Source organism: Streptomyces sp. NPDC101237 (assembly GCF_044767465.1).
Lineage (GTDB): Bacteria > Actinomycetota > Actinomycetes > Streptomycetales > Streptomycetaceae > Streptomyces > Streptomyces gramineus.
In genome coordinates, this window is record NZ_JBIWNY010000004.1 from 83,365 (window position 1) to 104,176 (window position 20,812).

General features: G+C 70.8%; 17 protein-coding genes. 6 read left to right on the forward strand and 11 right to left on the reverse strand.

The features are described from left to right. Positions 1–20: 20 nt before the first annotated feature. Positions 21–776: a GNAT family N-acetyltransferase gene (locus ACIRQ9_RS08065; RefSeq protein ID WP_404168353.1), complete on the reverse strand. Its 756-nt coding sequence runs from the start codon at positions 774–776 to the stop codon at positions 21–23. Between the two features lie 1,669 nt (positions 777–2,445). Between ACIRQ9_RS08065 and ACIRQ9_RS08070 the strand changes: the two genes are divergently transcribed. The 3 genes from ACIRQ9_RS08070 to ACIRQ9_RS08080 all read left to right on the forward strand — a co-directional run bounded on the left by ACIRQ9_RS08070 (position 2,446) and on the right by ACIRQ9_RS08080 (position 7,692). Then, a complete protein-coding gene (locus tag ACIRQ9_RS08070; protein ID WP_404168355.1) occupies positions 2,446–3,174 on the forward strand; it encodes an MgtC/SapB family protein in 729 nt (242 codons plus the stop codon). A gap of 1,285 nt (positions 3,175–4,459) precedes the next feature. Beyond that, complete coding sequence (locus tag ACIRQ9_RS08075; protein ID WP_404168357.1) at positions 4,460–5,620, forward strand: hypothetical protein; 1,161 nt, start codon at positions 4,460–4,462, stop codon at positions 5,618–5,620. Next, the gene (locus ACIRQ9_RS08080) at positions 5,617–7,692 is read left to right on the forward strand and encodes a tetratricopeptide repeat protein (RefSeq protein WP_404168359.1); all 2,076 of its coding nucleotides are present in this window, start codon (positions 5,617–5,619) and stop codon (positions 7,690–7,692) included. Before ACIRQ9_RS08075 ends, ACIRQ9_RS08080 begins: the two co-directional genes overlap by 4 nt. 230 nt (positions 7,693–7,922) lie before the next feature. Here the strand turns inward: ACIRQ9_RS08080 and ACIRQ9_RS08085 are convergent, their stop codons facing one another. Together ACIRQ9_RS08085 and ACIRQ9_RS08090 are read right to left on the reverse strand one after the other, a co-directional pair. Continuing rightward, positions 7,923–9,050 (reverse strand): mandelate racemase/muconate lactonizing enzyme family protein, encoded by a 1,128-nt coding sequence (locus tag ACIRQ9_RS08085; RefSeq protein WP_404168361.1) that lies wholly within the window; start codon positions 9,048–9,050, stop codon positions 7,923–7,925. A 14-nt stretch (positions 9,051–9,064) separates the two neighbouring features. Beyond that, on the reverse strand, positions 9,065–9,838 hold the full coding sequence (locus ACIRQ9_RS08090) for a creatininase family protein (RefSeq protein ID WP_404168363.1): 774 nt from the start codon (positions 9,836–9,838) through the stop codon (positions 9,065–9,067). Between the two features lie 62 nt (positions 9,839–9,900). On the opposite strand from ACIRQ9_RS08090, the gene ACIRQ9_RS08095 reads away from it, so the two are divergent. Continuing rightward, positions 9,901–10,839, forward strand: a complete 939-nt coding sequence (locus ACIRQ9_RS08095; RefSeq protein ID WP_404168979.1) for an ROK family protein — start codon at positions 9,901–9,903, stop codon at positions 10,837–10,839. A gap of 65 nt (positions 10,840–10,904) precedes the next feature. On the opposite strand, the gene ACIRQ9_RS08100 is transcribed toward ACIRQ9_RS08095, so the two are convergent. From ACIRQ9_RS08100 to ACIRQ9_RS08120, 5 genes are read right to left on the reverse strand one after another with little or no spacing between them, the layout of a single operon-like run. Then, complete coding sequence (locus tag ACIRQ9_RS08100) at positions 10,905–11,798, reverse strand: ATP-binding cassette domain-containing protein (protein ID WP_404168365.1); 894 nt, start codon at positions 11,796–11,798, stop codon at positions 10,905–10,907. Beyond that, a complete protein-coding gene (locus ACIRQ9_RS08105) occupies positions 11,795–12,640 on the reverse strand; it encodes an ATP-binding cassette domain-containing protein (protein ID WP_404168367.1) in 846 nt (281 codons plus the stop codon). The genes ACIRQ9_RS08100 and ACIRQ9_RS08105 overlap by 4 nt, the downstream gene beginning before the upstream one ends. Continuing rightward, positions 12,637–13,569: an ABC transporter permease gene (locus ACIRQ9_RS08110; protein WP_404168369.1), complete on the reverse strand. Its 933-nt coding sequence runs from the start codon at positions 13,567–13,569 to the stop codon at positions 12,637–12,639. The genes ACIRQ9_RS08105 and ACIRQ9_RS08110 overlap by 4 nt, the downstream gene beginning before the upstream one ends. After that, complete coding sequence (locus ACIRQ9_RS08115) at positions 13,566–14,558, reverse strand: ABC transporter permease (protein ID WP_404168371.1); 993 nt, start codon at positions 14,556–14,558, stop codon at positions 13,566–13,568. Before ACIRQ9_RS08115 ends, ACIRQ9_RS08110 begins: the two co-directional genes overlap by 4 nt. After that, a complete protein-coding gene (locus ACIRQ9_RS08120) occupies positions 14,555–16,132 on the reverse strand; it encodes an ABC transporter substrate-binding protein (protein ID WP_404168373.1) in 1,578 nt (525 codons plus the stop codon). Before ACIRQ9_RS08120 ends, ACIRQ9_RS08115 begins: the two co-directional genes overlap by 4 nt. 54 nt (positions 16,133–16,186) lie before the next feature. On the opposite strand from ACIRQ9_RS08120, the gene ACIRQ9_RS08125 reads away from it, so the two are divergent. Further along, a complete protein-coding gene (locus ACIRQ9_RS08125) occupies positions 16,187–17,023 on the forward strand; it encodes an IclR family transcriptional regulator (protein WP_404168375.1) in 837 nt (278 codons plus the stop codon). Then, on the forward strand, positions 17,020–18,051 hold the full coding sequence (locus tag ACIRQ9_RS08130) for a serine hydrolase domain-containing protein (protein ID WP_404168377.1): 1,032 nt from the start codon (positions 17,020–17,022) through the stop codon (positions 18,049–18,051). Before ACIRQ9_RS08125 ends, ACIRQ9_RS08130 begins: the two co-directional genes overlap by 4 nt. 78 nt (positions 18,052–18,129) lie before the next feature. Here the strand turns inward: ACIRQ9_RS08130 and ACIRQ9_RS08135 are convergent, their stop codons facing one another. From ACIRQ9_RS08135 to ACIRQ9_RS08145, 3 genes are all read right to left on the reverse strand, one after another. Further along, a complete protein-coding gene (locus ACIRQ9_RS08135; protein ID WP_404168379.1) occupies positions 18,130–18,945 on the reverse strand; it encodes an SAM-dependent methyltransferase in 816 nt (271 codons plus the stop codon). A 291-nt stretch (positions 18,946–19,236) separates the two neighbouring features. Beyond that, complete coding sequence (locus ACIRQ9_RS08140; RefSeq protein ID WP_404168381.1) at positions 19,237–19,665, reverse strand: thiamine pyrophosphate-binding protein; 429 nt, start codon at positions 19,663–19,665, stop codon at positions 19,237–19,239. A gap of 791 nt (positions 19,666–20,456) precedes the next feature. Next, positions 20,457–20,594, reverse strand: a complete 138-nt coding sequence (locus ACIRQ9_RS08145; protein WP_351327861.1) for a hypothetical protein — start codon at positions 20,592–20,594, stop codon at positions 20,457–20,459. Positions 20,595–20,812: the final 218 nt, after the last annotated feature.

Here is a 20,812-nt window from a genome sequence, read left to right on the forward strand (position 1 = left end):
GCGTACGGTTCGGCGCACCGTCAGGAGCGAGGCGTGAGTCTGGTGACCTCGACGGTGGTCAATCGGCTGAAGCCGAGCCGTTCGTAGAGCGCCATGGCACCCGTGTTGGTGTCGATGACGTGGAGGAACACCTCGTCACCCCGTGCTCGGACTCGGGCGGCGACGGCTCGCATCAGCCGGGTGGCCAGTCCCTGACCGCGGAAGGCCGGGTCGGTGCAGACCGCGCTGACCTCCGTCCAGCCTCGCCCGTCACCCGCGGGCGCCGAGAAGCGTTCGCCTGCCATCGCGGCGAGGACGCCGTCGCGATGGATGCCGAGGTAGCCGCCCAGCTCGATGGTGCGCGACAGGAACGGGCCGGGCTTCGTGCGCGCGGCCAGGTCGGTCATGGCCGGGATGTCGTCGGCGGTCAGTTCGCGGGCCTCCGGGTCCTCGGCGTCCTCGGGGCTCGCGGCGAACCCGGTGCCGGAGAACTGCACCGCGTTCAACCGGCGGAGGTCGATGCGATGGTCGTCGGCCCAGGACTCCGGCAGCGGTCCCGGCTTCCGGTGCAGGAGGACACCGCCCGTCCGGCGGGCCAATGCGGCGAGGTCACGCCAGTCCTGTTCGGTCGCGTCATCCGGAATCGCGGCGAAGGGAGTCACGGTGTCCTGATACCGCACGGCTCTGCCCTCACCGTCCGCGAACCGCGCGTGCCGGGTGTTCAGCGCCGTGAACACCACGTTCGCCAGCATCGTCGGATCGGGGCTCGTCGTGGCGTCGTACAGAGGGGTGGTCATCACCAATCCGGTCGGTCGGAGCGGGCTGTGCCGCGCGGTTCTGGGTGGACAGGTGTCGGTGAGCGGTCCGCGGTCACCGGGTTCGTCCCGAGCTGATGGGAACGGATGCCGTCAGAGGATGGGGTGCGGGTCGCGCACCGGGCTGAGTGCCTCCAGCAGGGCAGCGCGTCCACCGACGTGTCGGGCAGGGTGGCGACGAACTTGGAACAGCTGAACATCTGCTCCTCATGGCCCACCCCCGAAGCGGCCCTGTCGTCCTCGGGCCTGCTCGAGGTTCGCCCGATGGGGAGCGGGGAGCCGGTCCGCGTGCGAGCCCAGACGTACGTCGGCGGGGTCCTCCCCGCGTCGGACGGCGTCGACGTAGGCGGGATCGGCGGCGATACGGGCCGCCACCTCGGAGCCCTCCGCAACGGCGCCGTGCCCCGGGACCACCACCTCGACATGCCGGGAAGCTTCGTCCAGCCGCTCGAGCGCTGTCCGGCGACCCAGGGAAGGCCGAGCCCGTCGATGTCGTCGGCCAGCGCGTTGAGGTCCGAGCCGTCGATGCCGGGATCGATCAGGATCACCCCCTTCCTCCCCGCGCACCACGACGGAATTGCTCCAGACCCACGCGCTCTGCCGGACCCGGACGCCGTCGGCCACCTCTGGCAGCTTGCCCATCTCCACTCCAGTCCGTTCGCTCCGGTACTGACTCAGACTCCGACCCGCGACCGAATTCATCGCCCGAAGCCGAGCGTCCGCCCCGCCGATCCGCGGGACCTTTCCGGGTCCGCGCGCAACGGTTCGGGCCGGAGGAGAAGGACTGCCTGGCCGTGTACGCGGCGACGCCGAACCGACCGTCTCCCTCAGGCCGAGGGCACTGCTCCTCCCCACCATCCGCGGTGCCGGCCGCCACGGATCCGACGCTGCCCGGCAAAGGCGGCCAGCCCATCTTTGCCGACACGCCTCAGCGCGCTGAGGGAGCGAAGGGCCCGGCGGCCTTCACCACTCCCCGAGTTCAGACTGCCTCCACAGGCGGACCGTCGCGTCCGGCCACGCAAGCTGCCAGTGGCAGCGGATGCCCGTGGCCGTCCAGCCGTTCGGCCGGCAAGCCCTTCTCTGAAGGCCGGCACGTCGGGCGGCGGTTGCCGCGTCGTACGCCGTGTGGGCGGCGTGAACCGCTTCGGCGCAACAAGCGGCCCGCCCCGTGAACACATGAACGCCCTGTCGGCCCTCGCCGAGCCGCGCGGGGACGGTGACCTGGTAAACCTGCAATGCCATGGTCATTTCCTTGGTCGAGAACGCGAGGGATACTCAATGCGGGCAGGCGGGCCGGAGGGATCACGCCCCGCCTGTCGTTTCGACTTCTCCGCCATCGGCCGGTTCATCGACGGCCGGTGGACTTTTTGATCGCCACTGGACGGCGTCACCGTGTCCAACAACACACAAGCCGAAATACTTCCGCCATACGGATAAGTCTTTCCTAAATATGGAATTGGTGAATGTCGAGGGCATGCCGCGTCAGGAACTGTGCGCCTCTCCACTCCCCGCCGTGCGCTGCTGCTCCCTGCCCTGCGGCCTTGCGCGCCCGGACATCGCCCCCGTTACCGTCCTTTTTGTCACGCCTCCGTTCGAGTCACCCGAGTGGCTTGACCGTGAGGCAGATACGTTCACGGGGCGGGAGGCGGAGATGAGCGGTCTGGCGGTTCCGTTGTGGGATCCGGGTAACGGGCAGGGCATGCGGCAGCTGGCAGAGCTGGGACTCGCCCTGTTGCTGTCGAGCCTGATCGGCTGGGAAAGAGCCGCGCAGCAAAAGAGCGCCGGCCTGCGTACGCACACCCTGGTCGGGATCGCGAGTGCCCTGATGATGGAGGTCTCCCAGCACGGCTTCTCGAATGTACTGGGCCTGGACCATGCCTCCTTCGACCCGTCCCGGGTGGCGTCACAGATCGTTTCCGGAATCGGGTTCATAGGCGGCGGCATCATCTTCGTACGTCGCGACGCGGTCCGCGGGCTGACCACGGCCGCCACCGTGTGGCTCACCTGTGCGGTGGGCATGGCCTGCGGCGGCGGACTGCCGGTCCTGGCCGTGGCGGTGACGGTCCTGCACTTCCTCGTCGTCCGCGGCTACCCCCTGCTCCTCCGCAAGGTCCGGACCGGCCCCACACCGGCCGCCGTCGAACTGCACATGACCTGCCGCACCGGGAACGCCGTGGTGCCCCGGCTGATGCAGACCTGCACCCAGCTCGGATTCCGCATACTCCAGATCAGAGTCCAGCAGAAACCCGGACAGACCGATCCCGTCCGCGTCCTGCTCGAACTGGACGGAAACGCCGATACCAGCGGGCTCGCCACGGAACTGCTCCAGAACGACGGCGTGATCGACCTCGCCCTGCGCCCCTCCGCAGAGCCTGAATGATGTCCACCGTCTGACGCCTTCGGGACGTTTCGTTCGCCGGCCGCACCCAAGTGCGGTTCTCGACCTCGCCGTTCACGCGATGGCCGACCGCAGCCCCGGCCAAGACCCGACGTCCGGGACGACCGCCCGCCGTCGGTCACTGCTTCGCGATCCGATCCAGCCGGGGCGGGAGGTGGTCCGCCGTGACGGCTCGATCGATGACGGGAGCGACCGATCGGGGCCCGGGGGACCTCGGGGGCTCACGGCGGCGCGGTTCGCCGTTCTCACCCGGGCTTTCGATCTGCGCGTTTCGTGAGACGCACCCGGGCGAGCGTGCGGGGGCTCAACCGCGGTCCGCGTCGCCGGCTTGGCGTAGTCGGGCATCGTGGCGGGTGCCGGTCGAGACGCCCCGGGGCGTCGCCCCTCGGGAAGGGGGTCGGAAAGCGGTCGGCGGCATGACGTGTGCATGCACCTCGTGGGATCGGTGGAGTGTCGGCCGTGCGGCGGACGCGGGGCGGGCCACCGTTCCCGAAACGGACGCGGGGGGTCATGTCCGGAGGGGGACTTCCCACTTGCGGGGCGGCCGTCCGGAATCGGCTTCCGGCGTCCGTCCACGACTGGTCGCGGGACAGCCGCACAAACGAGCGACTTGCGCTGCCTTTTGTCTTTTTCCTTACTTCGCTTTGGGGCGGGGAATGCGGAGCCGAAGTCAAGCGGAATACGGCGAATCGCATTCCGCTTGCCCGGTGCGTGCGGAACGGTGCTCTTTCCGCGGTGCGACCTCAGGGCACTTCAGGTGCGGAGACGTTCCGAGGGGCCGCCCCGGCAACGATGTCGGTCGCCCTGACACGACGGAATCCGTCGTCGACCGTCCTCCTGCCCTTCCTCGTGCGACAGGAAAACGCTTGCCCATTCACCCTTTTCGGAATGAGGCGCCTGGCGGGCGGGGCGATTGGCGTGAATCGAGCCTTGATCCTTTCGTCCGGCTGGAACAACTTTGATTGCTGCCGGCCGCCGGTCGGTACGAGAAGCTTCGAGAAAGGACCGTCATGAAGTCGACTGTCGCCATGCGCAAGAAGGCCGGCTCCAAGAAGATCGCGGTGCGCCGCACCGGCGACGTACGCCTGACGTCGGCCGCCTGTCAGTGCCCGTACTCCGTCCAGGCCTGACCGCGTAGTCGTGCCACAACCGGGTGCGCCGCCTGTCGGCGCACCCGGGCTTTTTCTCATCAGGAATACTTGGAGGGTCTGTGGCCGGTGACGGCCTCGTTTTCCATGAACTGAGTTTCGTTCCGGAAGGCGACGAGGTGGTGGTCGGTCGCCTGGACACCGGTTCCTACGCGGTGTTCCCGGCCGACGGGGCGGAACTGCTCAGGCGGCTCGGACAGGGAATGCCCCTGGAGAACGCCGAGGAGTGGTACGAGACGACCTTCGGGGAGGAGGTCGACCTCGAGGATTTCCTGACGACGCTTCACGAACTGGGCTTCGTCACCGACGACGCCCAGGCCCGGCCCCCCGTTCCCGCGCCTCGCGTGCGACTGCGCGGACTCGGCCGGGCCGCCTTCTCCCCACCGGCGTGGCTGCTGTACGCGCTCGCGGTGGGTCTCTGGATCCGGGCGGCCGTCGTACGGCCCGATCTGGCACCGGATCCCGGGCAGATCTTCTTCACGCACTCGCTGCTCGTGGTCCAGCTGGTCATCACCTTCGGGCAGATACCGCTGCTGCTGGTGCACGAGGGGTTCCACATACTCGCCGGCCGCCGTCTCGGGCTCCCCACCCGTCTGAGCGTGAGCAACCGCCTGACGTACATCGTCGCCGAGACACAGATCAACGGGCTGCTCAGCGTGGCCCGGGCGAAACGCTACCTTCCCTTCCTCGCCGGCATCCTGTGCGACGGCGTCGTCTTCGCGCTGTTGGGCCTCGTCGCCGATCTGACCCGCGACCCGGACGGCTCGTTCACCTTCGCCGGCCGGCTCTGCCTCGGGCTGGGCTTCACCGTGGCCGTGCGCATGCTGTGGCAGTTGCAGCTCTACCTGCGCACCGATCTCTACTACGTGCTCGCCACCGCATGGAACTGCCACGATCTTCACGACGCCGGCATGACCCTGCTGAAGAACCGCGTGTGGCGCCTGCTGGACCGTCCGGAGCGTGTCGTGGACGAGGAGAACTGGACCCCCCGTGACCGCCAGATCGGCCGCTTCTACGGGCCGTTCATCGTCCTCGGGTACTGCGCGCTCGCCGCGATCACCGTCTTCGTCAGCATTCCCGTGACGGTCGAGTACGTCCGCATCGCGGGACACGCCCTCGGATCCGGCGGGGTCGACGCGGGATTCTGGGACGCCGCGCTCTCCCTGTGCATGAACGTCGCGCAGCTCGTCGCCCTCGTCGTCCTGTCCCGGCGCAAACGCCGTGCGAGGAAGTCCGCCCACCCCATCACGTCATCGTCCCCGGAGGTAGAACTCGCATGACGGGCCATCTGCGGATCGTCGGGAAGACAAGAGGCGACCGTCTGCAAGCTGTCGCGGCCCACACCGGCAAGGCGGCGCTCGTGGTCCGCTGTCACCAGCGGTTGCGCGGCCCCTACACCGGGGTGGACACGGTACTCGCCACCGTCCTGCCGGAGGCCGGCTCCCGCTGGCCGGAGCTCGTCGAGGAGCACCGCGTGGCGCTTCTGTACGGCATGCCCGAACTGGCGCGGCTCATCGGACCGGCGCCGCGGACTCTGGCCGACGACGCCCCGTACGAGGAGCGGACCAGGTTCTTCGGCGCCGGCTGGATCCGGTGCATGAGCCAGGGCATCGTGACCTTCCTCCTCGAACACGTCCGGCGCGCGCACGACGCCGACGCCTTCGAGATCGTCTTCGAGGAGGCGCACGCCGCAGAGGCCACCACACAGGAGCTGATCGCCCTCCTGCTGCGGCGGGCCGATCCGCGCCTGCTGCGTGTCGTGGTCTCCGCCGCCGCGGGCAAGCTCTCCGACGAACTCGAAGGCGCGCTGGCCGAGGTGGACGTCGTAGCGGCTGGGCGTTCGGAAGGGCCGCCGGTCGCGGACCGCTCCGCCCTCGACTGGGCCCGTGTCTACGTGGACAGCGACTGCACCGACGACGACCCCTGTGCCCTGGCCGGCTACCGGCAGACCGATCCGCCGACTCGTGCCCTGCTGCACGACCGGCGCGCTGACGCCTTGGCCGGGACGGCCACGTGGGGGGTGCGGATGGGGGCCGTCGCCCTTCACCGCGAGCACGGCAGCGACCCCGGCGGTGCAGGGCGTGCCGCCCTGCTGGAGGCTCAACGTCACGCCGTCGCCACCGGCTTCTCCGCCGTCGTGGTGGACCTGGGCCTGCGTGGACGCAAGGTGACGGATCCACAGCTGCACGAGCACGACTACTGGGAGTTCACCCGGGAAGCGGCCGCGGCATGCATCCCGGTCGGGCGCCTGGAACAGTCCCTGGAGCTGTACCAGGGTCTGCTCCGCCGCTTCACGGACCCCAAGATCCACATGATGACCAGCTACGCGATCGCGATGCTGCACACCCGGTTCCTCAGGCCCCGCGACCACGAACTCGCCGTGCAGTGGCAGCACAACGCCGTGGCCATAGCCGGGATCCTCCCGGATCCGGCCGAACGTCTCACGTACAGCGTCTTCCACGACAACGGTCTGGCGCTGGTCGAGATGCACCGGGGCAACCTCGGTCGCGCCCTGGACCTCGTGGAGTCGTGCATCAGCCGCCTCGACGAGAAACTCGACGAGGGACAGTGGGCGCTGCACCGCTCCCAACTGCTCTACAACCGGGCCCGGCTGCTGGTCGCGCTGGGCCGGCCGGACGAGGCCCACGCCGACTACAGCCAACTCGTCGACATGGACCCCTACTACACCGACTACCTCTCCGAGCGGGCCCGTATCTCGCGCGACCGCGGAGACTTCGACGCCGCCCTGGCCGACTACGACCGCGCGGTCCGCCTGGCCCCGCCCTTCCCCGAGCTGCACTACAACCGCGGTACGGCCCGGGTGCACGTCGGAGACGTCACAGGAGCTCTCGCGGACTTCGGTCTCGTCCTGGAGATGGAGCCCGGGGACCTCGCCACGCGGGTCGCGCGGGCTGAACTGCTTCTGGAAGCGGGCGATCTCGAAGCGGCGGAGTCCGACATCGGCACCGGCCTCCGTCTTCACCCGGAGGAGGTCCAACTCCTCTGCCTCCAGGGCACGCTGCTGTTGCAGCGCGAGCGGCTCGACGAGGCGCTGAGAGCTCTCGACCAGGTGCTCGCGAAGGATCCGCGCTACCCGGCCGCGCTGATCAACCGAGCCGTGGTGCACTTCCGCCAGGAGAGGCCGGAGATGGCGGTCGCGGACCTGTCCGCCGCGCTCGAAGCGGTCGGCGAGGACCCGGACATCCTGCTCAACCGCGGCATCGCCCACCTGGCCGCCGGCCGACCCGACCTGGCTCTCGGCGACTTCGACCAGGCCATCCTGCTGCCGGACGCCGACACGGACGAGATCCGCGAGCAGCGTCGGCTCTGCACCACCGCCGGCACCCCCTGAGAGAACAGGAAGCGGTCGGCGGGTGCCGGTGTCGGGTGTCGACCGGTACTCGCCGTCCGTGTGACGGCCCCGCACCTTCTGTGTCGGGGCGGCCCGAACTCCGTTGGCCCGCAGACGAGATCAAAGTCGGCGGGCCATCGCCCGGCCTCGCGATGGAGGAAGCCGCGCCGTCGCTTCGGCATCAGCGTTCTTTCAACTCCCCTTCCCTGGCCGCGCTGCAGCCGATGGGGTCATCCGGTCAGGTCTCCGTCCCGCTCGTTGACGGTGGCGTAGTGGCGGAGCTTCTCCTCGTCGACCGTCACGCCCAGGCCGGGCCCGGACGGTACGCGCAGCCGGCCGCTCTCCAGGTGCAGCGGCTCGATGATGTCGTCCGCGTGCAGGTAGTACATGCTGTCGATGGCCCGTGACAGGACGGGCGTGCTCGCCACCACGGCCAGGTGGGCCGCGGTGGCGATGCCGAGTTCGCCGCCGCTGTGCAGGTTCATGCCCAGGCCGAAGGTCTCGCAGTGCGCGGCGAGCGCCTTGGTCGCGGCGATGCCGCCCCATTTGTAGACGTCCCCGTGGATGACGTCGACGGCGTTGAGCCGCATGGCCGGGGCGAACTCCTCGAAGCGGACGACGCACATGTTGGTGCACAGCGGGATGCGGACCTTCGCCTTGACCTGGCTCATCCCCTCGATACCGACGCAGGGGTCCTCCAGGTACTCCAGGTCGAGTTCTTCCAGGGCGATGCCGGCGCGTACCGAATCCGGCACGGACCAGGCCGCGTTGGGGTCCACGCGCAGGTTCAGGTCGGGCAGCGCCTCGCGGACGGCCCGCAGGATGGCGACGTCTCCTCGGGAGTCCCGGGTGCCCTTGAGTTTGACCGCCTCGAAGCCGCCTTCGGCGACGACGCGGACGGCGTGCTCGGCCATGGCCCTGGGCAGGTCGGTGCCGGTCGCACCGGGCGCGTCGGCACGGGTGATCAGCGCGGTGATCGGGACCTCGTCGCGCACGGGGCCGCCGAGCAGGTCGGTGACGGACTGGCCGGCGGCCTTGCCCATGGCGTCCCAGCAGGCGACGTCGACGGCGGCGATCGCCGCGTAGCCGAGGTAGCCGTGGAAGAAGGGGACCATGTGCTGCTTGCGGTGGAAGCTCTCGACCGAGAAGGGGCTGGTGCCGATCAGGTCGGGGACCATCCGGCGGACGATCGCGGCGACCGGCCGCCCCCACATCGTCTCGCCCCAGCCCTCGACGCCCGTGTCGGTGCGGACGCGGACGACGGTGCGGGTCTCGCCGGTCTTGGTCTCGAAGGAACTCGTGAAGGGATTGACGAGTGGGAGGTTGACGACCCACACGTCGACGTCGGTGATCTTCATTTCTTCTCCTCGCGTCATCGGGCTGACCGGCTCGCGGTGTCGAAGGCCCGGATCGCGTGCGCCAGTGCGCGCGCCCGGTCGTCCAGGAGCAGGCCGCCCCGGTCTGCGTCGGCGCCGGACGGATCGTCGGTGGAGCCGCCGACCCGTTCCCACTCGCCGTGGCGTTCCACGGTCAGGCCGGGGTGGGGCGGGTTGTCGAACAGAGGTGGCGGTTCGACGGGGGTACGGGCCGGTACGGGGGTGCGGACCAGGTCGGGGTGGGCCGCCAGCATCAGGGACGTCTCGAACCATCCGGCGTGGCCCGGGGTGACCTCGGGCCGGCCTGCCGGGCCGTCGTCGGTGGTGAGGGTCCAGTAGGAGCAGGCGGCGGCCGTCACCTCGGCGCGCAGTGCGAGCCGTTTGACGGCGAGCCGCATGATCTCGTCGTTGCCGCCGTGGCCGTTGACGACCAGGATGCGGCGGCAGCCGCTGGTCACCAGCGAGTCGAGGACGTCGTCCAGGACCGCGGCCAGGGTGGCCGCGGACAGCGAGACGGCCGCCGCGAACAGGTGGTGGGGGCTGTGCCCGAAGGGCAGGGCGGGCAGTCGTAGGACGCGGGGCGCCTCGGGCTCACGGTCCAGGAGGTCCAGCGCGCGGTCGACGACCTCTTCGGCGAGCAGGGTGTCGGTGCCCATCGGCAGATGCTCGGCGTGCTGCTCCTGCGACCCGATGGGGAGCAGGGTGATGCCTTCCCCGCCGGCCCGGCGTACCTCGCGCCAGGTGAGTTCGGTCAGCCTCAATCGACTCACGGTGCTACCTCTCCGAAACGGGGCCATGGCAGAGTCGGCGCATGGTCCACAAAAGTTCCCTGTTGCGACTGGTCTCCGACGCCGCGGAGCAACCGGCCGCTCCCGCGGCCGCGCCGCGGCTGGGTGCCGTCGAACTGGTGCCCGGCCGGGTCAGGGCGGCCGTGCTGTCGACGGCCGGGCGCGTCCTGGACCGCACCGAGTCGTCGTACGACGCGGCGCGTGCCGCCCCCGCCGACATCGACCGTGCGCTGGCCCGGGTCGCGCCTCTGTTCGCCGACCACCGGTTGCGGGGGATCGGGGTGGCCGCGGCGGGGCTCGTGGACCCCGGCGCGGGACTGATCCTGGAGGTCAACGACGTGCCCGCGCTGCACGGGTATCCGGTGGCCGACCGGCTGGCCGCGCTGACCGGGGCCGAGGTGCGGGTGGAGCACCGGGCGCGGTTGCAGGTGCTGGGCGACCGCTGGTTCGGCGCGGGCCGCGGGCGGCGGACGTTCGCCTCGGTCTCGACCGGCGAGGTGCTGGGCGTGGGCATCCTGTACGACGGCGAGGTGATGGCTCCGCCGGGCGGCCGCAGCGGCGCGCACATGACCGTGTCGGCCAGCGGGGAGCGGTGCACGTGCGGCAGCCGGGGGTGCTGGAAGACACTGGCCACCACCGGCTGGCTGCGGGCACGGGCGAGTGCCGCGGGGCTCGGTGCGGCCTGCTCGCTGCACTCGCTGGCCGCCTGCGAGGATCCGGTGGCCGGCCGGGTGGTGGAGGAGTATGCGCACAACCTGGCGCTCGGGCTGGTGAACGTGCAGCAGCTCTTCGCGCCGGGGCTGTTCATCCTGCACGGCGAGGCCCGCGAGGGCGGGGAGCGGTTCCGGGTCGTGGTGGAGGAGCGGCTGCGGGACGCGGTCGCTTTCGCGGGGGCCGAGCAGCCGAGGGTGCTGGTCGGTACGGCGGCCGTCGACGACGTCGCGCTGCTGGGCGGGGCGGGGCTGGTCCTGTCCCGCGCGTAGGGCGGGCGCGGAGGCGGGCGCCTGTGCCGGGGGCACGGGTGCCGCCTCTCGTGGAGCGGTCCTGGTCATCGGCTCTCCGCGGCCGCTGACGCCCTGGCCCGCTCGGCGGCCCGGCGCCCGCGGCGCGGGTCGAGGACGGGCACGGCGTCGAGCAGCCGCCGGGTGTAGGGATGGCTCGGATGGCGCAGCACCGTCCTCGCGTCGCCCACCTCGACGAGGCTGCCCTTGCTCATCACCGCGACCCGGTCGGCGATCTGGGCCACCACGGCGAGGTTGTGGGAGACGAACAGATAGGTCAGGCCGAGGCGTTGCTGGAGTTCGGCCAGCAGATCGAGGACGGTCGCCTGCACGCGGACGTCGAGGGCGCTGGTGGGTTCGTCGAGCACCAGCAGACGGGGGTGGAGCGCGAGGGCGCGGGCGATGGAGACGCGCTGGCGCTGGCCGCCGGAGAACTCGTGGGGGTAGCGGTCCTGGCTGCCGGCGTCCAGGCCGACGGCTTCGAGAAGTTCCCCGACCCGTTCCCGGTTGCGGGCCCGGGCGCGCCGTCCGCGGGCCTCGGGATCGTGGGTGACCAGGGGTTCGGCGACGATGTCGGTGATGCGCATGCGCGGGTTCATGCTGGAGTAGGGGTCCTGGAGGACGACCTGCATCTGCCGCCGGATGCCGCGCAGTTGGGCGGCGGAGAGGGAGGCGAGGTCCTGTCCGTCGAAGCGCACGCTGCCGGCGGTGGGTTCGAGCAGGCCGAGCAGCAGCCGGGTCAGCGTGGTCTTGCCGCAGCCGGACTCACCGACGAGGGCGAGGGTTTGGTTCTCGTGGACGTCGAGTGAGACGCCGTCGACGGCCACGTGGGGGTGCCGGGTGCCGAATTCCTTGCGCAGGCCGATCAGTTCGAGGATGACCGGAGCGGGAGGGGGCGCCGTCCCGGCGGTGGACGTGGGTGTGGTGCCGTCGGTGCTCATGCCGCCTCCAGTCGCGGGGTGGCCGCCAGCAGTGTGCGGGTGTAGGGGTCGGCGGGCCGGTCGAAGACGTCGAGGACGTCGCCGGTCTCGACGACCTTGCCCTGGTTCATGACCACGACCCGGTCGGCGGTCTCCGCGACGACGGCGAGGTCGTGGGTGATGAGGACGACGGCCATGTCGTGCTGGTGCTGGAGGGTGACGAGCAGGTCGAGGATCTGGCGCTGCACGGTGACGTCGAGGGCCGTGGTCGGTTCGTCGGCGATCAGGACGCGGGGGCGGGCCACCAGTGCCGTGGCGATCATGACCCGCTGGCGCAGGCCGCCGGAGAGTTCGTGCGGGTACTGGCGGTAGCGTGCGGCCGGGTCGGGGATGCCGACCTCGTCCAGGGCGGCCAGTGCGGCCTGTGCGGCGTCCGCGCGGGACAGGCCGGTGTGCAGGCGCAGGACCTCGGCGACCTGGCTGCCGACGCGCTGGAGCGGGTCGAGGCAGGTCATGGGGTCCTGGAAGACCATGGCGATGTCGCGGCCGCGGACCTTGCCGAGCTCCTTCTCGGAGAGTTTCAGCAGGTCGCGCCCGTCGAAGCGGATCTCGCCCGCGGTGTAGACGCAGGGCGGGCTGGGGTTGAGCCGCAGCACGGACAGCGCGGTGGCGCTCTTCCCGCTGCCGGACTCCCCCACCACGGCGAGGGTTTCACCGGCGTGGACGTGCAGGGAGAGGTCCTGGACGGCGTGGACGACGGAGGTGGGGAGCCGGAATTCGACGCTGAGTCCGTCGATCTCCAGCAGCGGTGGGTCGTCGCCCGGCCGCCGGGACGGTTCGGGGGTGGGTCGGTCGTCGGTCATCGGCGGTAGGCCTTCGGGTCCGCGACGTCCCGCAGGGCGTCGCCGGTGATGTTGATGGAGAGGGAGGTCAGCATCAGGGCGATGCCGGGGAAGACGGCGACCCACCAGGAGGTGCCGAGGTAGAGCTGGCCGTCGGAGAGCATCGCGCCCCAGGTGACGGTCTCCTTGGGCACGCCCAGGCCGAGGTAGCTCAGGGAGGCCTCGGCGACGATGGCGGCGGCGACGTGCAGGGTGCCGATGGTGGCCAGCGGTGCCATGACGTTCGGGAGCAGGTGCCGGCGCATGATGGTGACGTCCCTGACGCCGATGGCGCGGGCCTCGGTGATGAAGTCGCGGCTGCGCAGCGACATCACCTCGGAGCGTACGACGCGGGCGTAGGAGACCCAGCCGGTGAAGCCGAGGACCAGGATCACCGTCCACAGGCCGGAGCCGAGGAAGCCGACGACGGCGAGGGCCAGCAGCAGCGCGGGGAAGGCGAGTTGCACGTCGGCCAGGCGCATGAGGGCGCGGTCGGCCCAGCCGCCGAGGTATCCGGCGAACAGGCCCACGACGGTGCCCATGGCACCGGCGAGCAGGGCGGCGCCGGCGCCGACGAGCAGGGAGACCCGGGCGCCGTAGACGACGCGGGAGAGCATGTCGCGGCCCAGCTGGTCGGTGCCCAGGAGGTGGGCGCCGCTGCCGCCGTGCTGCCAGGCGGGCGGCCGGAGCCGTATCAGGAGGTTCTGGGTGTGGGGGTCGTAGGGGGCGATCAGCGGGGCGAAGAGGGCGGCGACGAGCAGCAGCGCGAGGACGGCGAGGGCCGCCACGGCGAGCCTGTTGCGCAGCAGCGCCCGCGGAACGACGGACCGGGAGCCGCTGCCGGAGCCGGTGGGGGCGGTCGGGGTCCGGGCCGCGGTCCGGTCGGTCGTGGCGGGGGTCGTGACGGTCATCGGGACGTCCTCACCCTCGGGTCGAGGAAGCTGTAGGAGAGGTCGACGAGCAGGTTCACCACGACGAAGGTGGTGGCGAAGAACAGGACGGTGGCCTGGACGAGCGGGAAGTCGCGGTTGGAGATCGCCTCGACGGTGAGCTGTCCGACTCCTGGCCAGGAGAAGACCCGTTCGGTGAGGATCGCGCCGCCGAGCAGGTTGCCGACTTCGAGGCCGACGACGGTCACCACGGGCAGGGAGGCGTTGCGCAGTCCGTGCCGCAGGACCACGTGAAGCGGTCCGAAGCCCTTGGCGCGGGCGCTGCGGATGTGGTCCGAGGAGAGCACGTCGATGAGCGAGGAGCGCAGCAGCCGTGCGACGACGGCGACGGAGTACACGGCGAGGGTGACGGCGGGCAGGATCAGGTGGGCGAAGGTGCCGTAGCCGGAGGCGGGCAGGACGCGCAGCCAGACGGCGAAGACCAGGATGAGCAGGATGCCGACCCAGAACGGCGGGGTGGACTGGCCGAGCAGGACACCGGTCATCACGGTGCTGTCGGTGCCCCGGCCGCGTCGCACGGCGGCGAAGATGCCCGCCGGGATCGCGATGACGAGGGTCACGGCGAGGGCGGCGGCGGCGAGTTGGAGGGTCGCGGGCAGCCGGTCGGCGAGGATCTCGCTCACGGGCTGTCCGTAGACGAGGGAGTCGCCGAAGTCGAGGTGGAGCAGTCCCCGGAGGTAGTCGAGGTACTGGGCGAGCAGGGACCGGTCCAGGCCCAGGGAGTGGCGCAGCGCCCGTTCCTGCGCGGCGGTGGCGTCCGGTGGCAGCAGGATCTTCACGGGGTCGCCCGACAGGCGTACCAGGAAGAAGGTGAGGGTCGCCGTGCAGAAGAGGACGAACACGGCGATGGCCAGACGTTTGCCCACGTCGCGCAGGAGTCCGGTCCTGCGCCCGGGGCGAGTGGCAGGGGCCGCCGGTGCGGGTGGCCGGTCGAGGGTCGGTGTGCTCACCGGGTCACCTCCGCGCTCTCCATGGCGAGGACGCCGGCGGATCCCGGCGTCCAGTGGGGCCGGTCGTTGCGGGCGTAGATGTTGTCGATCTGGTAGAGGAAGACGAACGGGGCTTCCTCGCGCATCAGCCGTTGCAGGTCCGAGAGGGCCCGGGTGCGTTCGGCCGGGTCCTCGGACAGTTCCTCGGTGTCGACGAGGCGGTCCGCCTCCTTGGAGTGCCAGCGGCTCTGGCGCCGGTCGCTGCGGACGTTGGACTGGACGATGCTGGCGCCGTCCAGCGTCCACACGGTGCTGGCGGCGAGGTAGACCGGGCCGAGGGCGCCGCGGTTGTCCGAGGTGAGCCGGGCGGAGTAGGTACCGGGGTCGAGCAGGTCGACGCGGGCGTCGACGCCGACGCGGGAGAGCAGACCGGACAGGGCCTCGGCGACGTTGGCGTCGACGTTGGAGGCGGTGAGCGTGGTGGCGAAGCCGTGCGGGTGGCCGGCTTCGGCGAGCAGGTGGCGCGCGGTGGACAGGGAGCGGGTGAAGGGCTTGACCGTGGGGTCGAAGCCGAAGGCGCCCCGTGGGACGAGGGCGGGGGTCTCGGTGGCCTTGCCGCCGAGTACGGCCTTGATCAGGAGCGGTACGTCGATCGCGTGGTTGAGCGCCTGACGTACTCGGCGGTCCTGGAGGGGGCCGCGTTCCAGGGTGTTCAGCGACAGGTAGGCGGTGCGGATCCCGGTGTGGCCGTCGATCTTGATTCCGCCGTAGCCGTCGAGCTGCTGGGCGGCGTCCGGGGTGAGTCCGGCGACCAGGTCGACTCCGCCGCTCTGCAGGGAGGCCAGCGAGGAGGAGGCGTTGGGCGCGGGGCTGAAGACGACGCCGTCGAGGGCGGGGCGGCCGTTCCAGTGGTCGTCGTAGGCCCGCATGCGCAGTTCGTGGTCGCGCTGCCAGCTCTCGAAGACGAAGGGGCCGCTGCCGACGGGGTGTTCGGCGAACGCGGCGTCGCCGGCCTCGGCAAGGTGCCGTGGCGGCACCACGACGCCTCCGAACAGGGAGAGTTTCGCGGGCAGGATCGGGTCGTGCACGGTGGTGTGCACGTCGACGGTGTGCCGGTCCACGACGGTGACGCCTTTGACGAAGCGCAGCTCGACGATGGGCGACTTGGTCGCGGGGTCGAGGAGTCGTTCGATGCTGAAGGCGACGGCGTGGGCGTCGCACGCCTCGCCGTTGTGGAAGGTCACGCCGGGGCGCAGGACGAAGCGCCACGTGTGCGCGTCGGTCGCCTTCCAGGACAGGGCCAGCCCGGGGTGCAACCGGTTGTCCCGGCCGCGGGTGGTGAGCGTGTCGAACATGTTGATCAGCACGTTCATCGACACCATGTCGCCCTGCTTCTGCGGGTCGAGCGTCTTGGGGTCGCCCGGCTGGGAGACCCGCAGGACGTTGCCGGCCCGGTCGGCCGCGGCGCTCGTGCCGCACGCGGTCAGGAGCGCGGGGGCGCCGAGGGCTCCGAGCAGCAGACCGCCGGTCCGCAGGACCTGGCGCCGGCCGGGACCGCTGCGGTCCGCCGTGCACCCCTGAAGAAATCGTTCCATTGAAGAACACCTCCGTTCCGTCAGATGGAATGCGGTTGGGTTAAGCTAAGCGACATGGTGAAAGCGGTCAACACCCGGTCGGTCGACCAGGAACTCGTCAAGGGCCCGGTCGACAAGGCCATGGAGGTGCTCGAAGCACTCGTCCAGCCCGGCAGTCCGCATCGATTGGCGGAGATCGCGAGCCGTACGGGGCTGGCCAAGCCGACCGTCCACCGGCATCTGCGCACCATGGCGGAACACGGCTTCGCGGAGGCCACCGAGGGCGGCAGCTACCGTCCCGGTCCCCGCCTGCTGGGCCTGGCCGCGGCGGCGCTCAACGACAGCCGCTTCCTCGAACTCGCCCGGCCCGCCCTGGCGGACCTGCGCAGGCACACCGGACACGTGGCGTTCTGCGCGGCCCGTGACGCGCGGGACGCGGTCTGCCTGGAGCAGTCGGAGCCGGCCCGCGAGTACCGGATCAGCATCCGGCCGGGTCACCGCGCCCCGCTGTACGCCAGCGGAGTGGGGCTGGCGATGCTCTCGGCGCTGCCCGCCGACGAGCGCGACGGCGTGCTCCACACGCTGGACCTGGAGGCCCGCACCCCCTACACCCCGGCCGACCCGGCACTCCTGCGCAGGCTGCTCGCCGAGGCGGCCGAGCGCGGCTACGCCGTGGACGACGAGTACGACGAACTGGACGTGCGATCGGTGGCGGCTTCCGTGACGGACGCCGCGGGCCGGGTCGTGGGGGCGATCGGTGTCGCCGGGGTGACCTTCACCCTGGACCCGGACAGCGTGGAGGTGTTCGGGCCGATGGTCAGGGCCGCCGCGCGCACGGTGTCCGCGGGGCTCGGCGCCCGCGCTCCGATGCTCGGCCTGGTGCGGGCCGAAACCCGGGAAGAGCGTTCGTGAGCGCGCCGGCCGACCTGCTCGCACGAGGACGGGAGCTGGGTGTCCACTCCGGTGCCGCCTGGTCCGTCGGGGACGCCTCGGGCCCGGTGGACCGGGGCTGGATCGGCACCCGGAGCTGGGACGGACCGCCGCTGGACGGCCACGACCTGTGGGACCTGGCCTCGGTGACGAAGCCGCTCGCCGGATTGGCGGTGATGGCCCTCGTGGAACGCGGCACACTCGGTCTCGACGACACGGTGGGCGCTCATCTCCCGGAGTACCGCGGCGGCGACAAGGCGGACCTGACCGTACGTCACCTCCTCACGCACACCTCGGGAATCCCGGGCCGGGTCCCGCTCTACCGCGAACATCCCACCCGGGCCGCGCTCCTGGAGGCGGTGCGCCTGCTGCCCCTGACCGCCCGGCCGGGCACACGGGTGCAGTACTCCTCGCAGGGGTTCATCGTCCTCGGACTGATCGCCGAAGCGGCGTCCGGGGAACCGCTGGACGCCTTGGTGGAGCGGCTGGTGTCCGGGCCGCTCGGCCTGCGGGACACCGGCTTCGCGCCGGATGCGGAGCGCCGGGCGCGGGCGGTGGCCACGGAGGACTGCCCGTGGCGCGGGCGGACGGTGGTCGGCGAGGTCCACGACGAGAACGCGGTCGTGCTCGGCGCGCCCGCCGCGCACGCCGGTCTCTTCTCCACTCTGGAGGACCTGGAACGCATCGGTACCGCGCTGGCCGCCGGCGGCCGCGGCCTGCTGCGCCCGGACACCTTCGCGCTGATGACGGCACCGCACACCGACAGCCTGGGGCCGCGCCGCGCGCTCGCCTGGCAGGGTCGCGACCCGGTCGGCTCCCCCGCCGGAGAGGAATTCGGCCCGGACTCCTTCGGGCACACGGGGTTCACCGGCACCAGCGTGTGGGTCGACCCGGCCGCGGGACGCTACGCCGTACTGCTGACCAACCGCGTGCACCCCACCAGGACCGGCGACGCGATCACCGCCGAACGCCGGGCGTTCCACGACCTCGCCGCCGGGGCGCACCGATGACGCGTCGGCGTCCAAGCCGGGACGTCCCCTCGGCGGTGACTCCGCGTCCCGGCGTCCGCGCGATCGTTCGTGACGTTCTCAGCGTTTGATGCCCACTCCCGCCCAGAGGCTGATCTGAGCGTCGGTCGGCTCGGTCCCGTCGGCCGGAGCCTCAGGCCGCCAGCGGTGGCAGCAGACGATGCCGGGCTCGATCAGGTCGAGTCCGTCGAAGAAGCGGCGGACGGCGTCGTGCGAGCGGAACTGCACGGGAGCACCGGACTTGGTGTAGACCTCCGCAACCTTGTTCCAGGTCACGGGGTCGAAGTCGGGCGTGCAGTGGTTCATGGCGAGGGCGCTGCCGGCCGGGAGCGGGGCGAGCAGCTGCTGGATGATGGCGTACGGGTCGTGCGGATCGGTGATGAAGTGCATGAGCGCGTTCAGGGACAGGGCGATGGGCTGGTCGAAGTCCAGGACCTCGGAGTCCTGCACGGCGTTCATCAGCGTCTCGGGGTCCCTGATGTCGGCCTGAACGTATGCCGTGCGCCCCTGCGTCGTGCTTCGCATGAGGCGCTGGGCGTACTTGAGGACCAGGGGATCGTTGTCGGCGTACACCACGCGGGCGTCGACGGCGACGGACTGGGCGACCTGATGCAGGTTGGGCTCGGTCGGAATGCCCGTGCCGATGTCGAGCCACTGCCGGATTCCGTGCTCCCGCGCCAGGACCCGGGTGGCCCGGTGCATGAACGCGCGGTTCTCCCGCGCGGTCACGTAGATGCCGGGGTGGGCCTCGGCGGCCACCAGGGCGGCTGCCTTGTCGATCTCGAAGTGGTCCTTGCCGCCGAGGAAGTAGTCGTACATCCGGGCGGAGTGCGCCCTGCTCGTGTCGAGGTCCTGGCCGGCCTGCCTGGTGTTCATGTTCTCCCCTTCACGCGTATGTCTGACGGCCCGCAGGCCACAAGCTGGGCCACGGTCAAGCCCCTCCGTCCGCCGCCGGTTCACCCGACGGCGGAGGTGATCGGCCGGATCTCTCCGGCCCCAGGCCCCGGACGTGGCGAACCCGTCCGGCACCTGCGCCGACGCCCCTGCGGCAGCGCTCTCCTGAGGGGCTGTCAACGTCGCTATTCTGACGCGGACTTGACGCCCGACGCCATGGCGGCGCCGCCCACCGCTGAAATTATCAGGGAGACGCTTGCAGCGTGAACACCGTCACGGGCACTCTGCCTGAACGGAGTTGAGTCCGCGGGGCGCCACCTCGGGACCGTCGCGCCCCGCTGTGCGACGAACTGCGGCAGCACCGCGCGGCGTTCCGCGAGGAAGTGGGGACGGGTACGCCGTGGGCGACCAGCCACACGGGAGCGACCTCTCGCCGCCGAGTGCGGGTTCTGGCCCGTGACGAGGTTGCGGTCCTCGACCATGTACGGCTGCCAGGCCGGGCCGCGGCTGAACTCCACTCCGACCTTCTCCTTCAGGTCCGTCTCCAGCAGCCACGGCGCCCTCTTGCAGCACCAGGTAGTACGGGATGTCGTCCGGGAGACCTGTGAGGAAGGACAGCTCGTTCGACCCTGGGTTGCCGAACACCGCCTTCACGCCGTGGTGACGGAGGATCCCGTAGAAAGCGTCACTGACAGGAGCCACGACCAGCCCCTCGGATGCGCATCAGGTCGGTTCTCCGACCCTATGAGCAGCCACCGAACCGGGCACATCAGGCATTTGGGTCGAGGTGCACAGCCGTCGCGCCGGGACCCTCAGGACTCGCTTGACGCCAGCGGTCTACACCAATGCTGAAGCGCGCGGGGGCAGAGACGGCCACCCCATGGAGGGCGGCGCCGCCGGATCCCACGGGGACGGCGGCGGGCCAGAGGGGGGTGACGTCGGACCGGCCGTCCGGGGCGGCGTCGGCTCGGGCCACCGGCGGACGGCCGCACCCCCTGTGGACGACGAGACGCCGGAATACAGGAATCCGTTTCACTCGCGACGGATATCCGCCCCGGTAACCCTGCGGAAGATTTCCGCTCCGCTCACGATCGACGCTTGAGTTCCGCTTTTGGAATTTGAACAACGCTCACGTCTCGCCGACCTCGAAAGCCGCGACAGAAGTCTCGCGCGAGACAGTGGAATCGGCGCGCCGATCACCATTCGTGGCGGCAATGACGCGGGCACACGAGCGGGGGCATTCGACGGGCATGCGGCGTCTTCGCGAAAAAAGCAGCATCTCGGACAGACCCTCACGCAACCGCACGCGGGGGCGAGTTCAGCGCCGTGCGGAGATCACCAAGCGGGACAAGCCGACCCTTTCCGGCGGCGCCCGGGTCAGGCGGCCGCCACGGCACCGCCGACCTGCGCGAACACGGGAACACCCGCAGCGCTCAACGGTCTAAACCAGTGCAGGCGGCCGTCCCGCCGGTCCGCGCCGGCCTCCTCGCAGTTCAGTGGCCGTCCGGGTAGCGCCCGCGCCCGTTGGGCAGTTCACCGGAGGTGGACTCCTCCAGGAGCTCGGTGTACTTGCGCGAGAGTGCCTCGTAACGCTCGTCCGTGCCGCGCGCGCCCCGTTTCCGCCGAGTCATGACATAAAGAGCGACAGGCCCGGTGATCATCGAGACGACCGGGATCAGGCCCCACCACGGCATGGGTGTTCCTCCGCTGAGTCTGGTTTCGAGGGAGCACGGCGGCTGCCCAGGCACACAGTATGCCCTCGGTGCCGGTGGACCAACCTCGTTGCAGCCCACACCCACTTGCTTTCCCATAAGTCATCCGGCGTTTCGCTTCTACCTCTGGACTCACG

Coding starts and splice junctions, on each gene's coding strand:
- ACIRQ9_RS08065 (WP_404168353.1), bottom strand. CDS start 776: ATGACCACCCCTCTGTACGACGCCACGACGAGCCCCGATCCGACGATG.
- ACIRQ9_RS08070 (WP_404168355.1), top strand. CDS start 2,446: ATGAGCGGTCTGGCGGTTCCGTTGTGGGATCCGGGTAACGGGCAGGGC.
- ACIRQ9_RS08080 (WP_404168359.1), top strand. CDS start 5,617: ATGACGGGCCATCTGCGGATCGTCGGGAAGACAAGAGGCGACCGTCTG.
- ACIRQ9_RS08085 (WP_404168361.1), bottom strand. CDS start 9,050: ATGAAGATCACCGACGTCGACGTGTGGGTCGTCAACCTCCCACTCGTC.
- ACIRQ9_RS08100 (WP_404168365.1), bottom strand. CDS start 11,798: ATGAGCACCGACGGCACCACACCCACGTCCACCGCCGGGACGGCGCCC.
- ACIRQ9_RS08105 (WP_404168367.1), bottom strand. CDS start 12,640: ATGACCGACGACCGACCCACCCCCGAACCGTCCCGGCGGCCGGGCGAC.
- ACIRQ9_RS08110 (WP_404168369.1), bottom strand. CDS start 13,569: ATGACCGTCACGACCCCCGCCACGACCGACCGGACCGCGGCCCGGACC.
- ACIRQ9_RS08120 (WP_404168373.1), bottom strand. CDS start 16,132: ATGGAACGATTTCTTCAGGGGTGCACGGCGGACCGCAGCGGTCCCGGC.
- ACIRQ9_RS08125 (WP_404168375.1), top strand. CDS start 16,187: ATGGTGAAAGCGGTCAACACCCGGTCGGTCGACCAGGAACTCGTCAAG.
- ACIRQ9_RS08135 (WP_404168379.1), bottom strand. CDS start 18,945: ATGAACACCAGGCAGGCCGGCCAGGACCTCGACACGAGCAGGGCGCAC.
- ACIRQ9_RS08145 (WP_351327861.1), bottom strand. CDS start 20,594: ATGACTCGGCGGAAACGGGGCGCGCGCGGCACGGACGAGCGTTACGAG.